The sequence below is a fragment of the Pseudoxanthobacter sp. genome (assembly GCF_036822375.1).
Lineage (GTDB): Bacteria > Pseudomonadota > Alphaproteobacteria > Rhizobiales > Segnochrobactraceae > Pseudoxanthobacter.
This window is the reverse complement of record NZ_DAISHT010000214.1, coordinates 1-2,039: the sequence shown is the minus strand read 5'-3', so window position 1 is coordinate 2,039 and position 2,039 is coordinate 1. Positions and strand designations below refer to the sequence as shown.

Here is a 2,039-nt window from a genome sequence, read left to right as displayed (position 1 = left end):
GCCCGATGAGCCTGTCCGGCCCGCTGAACCTGTCTGGCCCGATGAACCTGCCGGGCCCGTTGCGACGGCCGGCCTGCCCGCAAAACCAGACAGCAGAACCAGACCGCAACAGCCAGACCGCAACACCGGAACCGTCTCGGCTGCCGCCGGCGGAGACCGGCCCGCCCCGATCCCGGACGCACCGCACTCCGTGCCTGTTTCGGATCTCGCGTCCGCGACGCGCCGTCAACCGCGAAATGTGGCGCAGGGGTGGCAGAACCGTCAGTTCGCCGCCGGCTGTCGCCGCCCTGCACACTCTTTCGCGGCCGCCGGCCGCCCCCGGCCTTGCGGCCTTGCCCGCACCCGGACGGGAATTGTAAGGCTGGTCAGGGCGATGTCAAAGCGTTCGGCTGCGTCCTTGCCGCAAGATCGGGCAAGGCAGGCGGACTTTTCCCGCCGCCCGCCCCGTTCTCCCCGCTGTTCGCCAGGGCCGCCCGTCCATGTCCGCCTCCGATTCTATCCCCGCCCCCGCCGCCCGCGGCTTCACCATTGCCGGCCGCAGCTTCACGGCCCCGGCTCTGGCCGGCGGGCTCTATGTGGTGGCCACGCCCATCGGCAATCTCGGCGACATCACCGTCCGCGCGCTGGAAACGCTGGCGGCCGCCGATCTCGTGGCCTGCGAGGATACCCGCACCACCCATGTGCTGACCGACCGCTACGGCATCCGCGCCCGGCTGATGCCCTATCACGAGCATAACGCCCGCCAGATGCGGCCGCGCCTGCTGGCGGCGCTGGCGGAAGGGCGGGCCGTGGCGCTCGTCAGCGATGCCGGCACGCCGCTGGTTTCCGATCCCGGTTACCGGCTGGTGGTGGAGGCGGCGGAACGCGGCTTTACCGTGGTGCCGCTGCCGGGGGCCTCGGCGCTGCTGTCGGCCCTCGTCACCGCGGCGCTGCCGACGGATGCCTTTCTGTTCGCCGGCTTTCCGCCGCCGAAATCGGCCGGGCGCCGCCGCCGCTTTGCCGGGCTTGCCGCGGTGCCGGCCACGCTGGTGTTCTACGAATCACCCCGCCGGCTCGGCGCCTGCCTTGCCGATCTGGCGGCCGAACTGGGTGCCGGGCGGCCCGCCGCCGTGGCCCGCGAACTGACCAAGCTGCACGAGACGGTGGTGCGCGGCACACTCGGCTCGCTTGCCGAGACCTTCTGCGGCGACCCGCCGCGGGGCGAGATCGTCATCGTCGTCGGCCCGCCCGGCGCGGCGGAAACCGATGCCGCCGATCTCGACGCCCTGCTTGCCGCCGCCCTCGAGCGCCTTTCGCCCAGCGCCGCCGCCACCGAAGTGGCCCACGCCACCGGCGCCAACCGGCGCAGCCTCTACCGGCGCGCCATGGAGATGAAGGCCGGCGGCGACAGCCCGGAAGACGAGAGCGACGACGAGGAAGACCCCGAGCCGGACACGGCAGCGTGACCGGCGCGCCGCCCCCGGCCGGCGGCGATGACGCGGCCCGCCACCGCGCCGCCTACCGGCGCGGGCTTTCGGCCGAAGAGCGCGCCGCCGCGTGGCTGCGCCTTCACGGCTACCGCATTCTCCACCAGCGCTACCGCACGCCGGGCGGCGAGATCGACCTCGTCGTGCGGCGCGGCAGCACGGTGGCCTTCGTCGAGGTCAAGGCCCGCGCCACGCTGGAAGCGGCGCTGGAAGCGGTGACCGCACGCACCCGGCGGCGCATCGAGGCCGCACAGCGCCACTGGGCGGCAGAAGAGGCCGGCGAAGAGGGCCTCACCTTCCGCTTCGACATCGTGGCCATCGTGCCGGGCCGGCCGCCCTGCCACCTGCCGAACGCCTACGGCGAAGGGGAATAGCGCGATCGGCAGTGGACAAGCCGGCCCTGCGAGGCCCATATCTGGCGCCCGGATCGTCATTTGCCGATGATGCGCAGCCGCCCGCGCGCCCGTCTTTCTGCGCCGCCGCGCCGGCCCTTTGCGGAGTAGTGCTTGCCATGGCCCTCAAGGTCGCCTTCCAGATGGACCACATCTCCACGCTGAAGATCGCGGGAGATTC

At 72.8% G+C, this 2,039-nt stretch carries 2 protein-coding genes; both read left to right on the top strand.

Translation table 11 applies throughout. The features are described from left to right. Nucleotides 1-479: 479 nt before the first annotated feature. The gene (rsmI, locus tag V7067_RS14910) at nucleotides 480-1,445 is read left to right on the top strand and encodes a 16S rRNA (cytidine(1402)-2'-O)-methyltransferase (protein ID WP_334176695.1); all 966 of its coding nucleotides are present in this window, start codon (nucleotides 480-482) and stop codon (nucleotides 1,443-1,445) included. Further along, nucleotides 1,442-1,840, top strand: coding sequence for a YraN family protein (locus tag V7067_RS14905; protein WP_334176694.1), 399 nt, complete (start codon nucleotides 1,442-1,444; stop codon nucleotides 1,838-1,840). Before rsmI ends, V7067_RS14905 begins: the two co-directional genes overlap by 4 nt. Nucleotides 1,841-2,039: the final 199 nt, after the last annotated feature.